An 805-nucleotide genomic window follows, 5' to 3' on the forward strand; every position below is an offset into this window, starting at 1 on the left:
TTATGTGATTAACGGCAAGGCGAAGCAGTATCGTGTCAGCGATAAGACAGTCGAGAAAGTGATGGCTGTCGTGAAGGAACATAATTACCACCCAAATGCCGTTGCGGCCGGTTTGCGCGCGGGCAGAACCCGTTCAATCGGGTTGGTTATTCCCGATTTAGAAAATACCAGCTACACCAAAATCGCTAATTATCTGGAGCGACAGGCGCGTCAACGCGGTTATCAGCTATTAATAGCCTGTTCTGAAGACCAGCCAGACAACGAAATGCGCTGCGTCGAACACCTGCTTCAGCGTCAGGTTGATGCTATTATTGTTTCAACGTCATTACCGCCAGAGCATCCGTTTTATCAGCGCTGGGCCAAAGACAGTTTCCCCATTATTGCCCTCGACCGTGCGTTAGATCCTGAAAACTTTATCAGCGTTGTCGGTGCCGACAGGGAAGATGCCTTTATGCTGGCCGATGAGTTGCGCAAATTCCCGGCCGAAAACGTGCTTTACCTCGGCGCGCTGCCGGAACTTTCAGTCAGCTTCCTGCGTGAACAGGGATTCCGCCAGGCTTGGGAAGACGATACGCGCAGCCCGAATTTCCTCTATGCCAATGCCTACGACCGTGATTCTGCTGCGCAGGTCTTTGCCGAGTGGCTAAAAACGCACGAGATGCCGAAAGCGTTGTTCACGACATCTTTCCAACTGCTGCAAGGGGTAATGGACATTACGCTCAAGCAGGAAGGGCGCTTGCCGGTTGACTTGGCTATCGCCACTTTCGGTGATAACGAACTGCTCGATTTCCTGGAGTGTCCGGTG

General features: G+C 52.3%; 1 protein-coding gene. It reads left to right on the forward strand.

Going from position 1 to position 805, the window contains the following annotated elements; all coding sequences use genetic code 11:
* Positions 1–805: catabolite repressor/activator (gene cra, locus BS639_RS24595; protein WP_139804188.1), on the forward strand; the 805-nt coding region annotated here is incomplete at both ends.

The organism is Rouxiella silvae, assembly GCF_002093625.1.
Classification (GTDB): domain Bacteria; phylum Pseudomonadota; class Gammaproteobacteria; order Enterobacterales; family Enterobacteriaceae; genus Rouxiella; species Rouxiella silvae.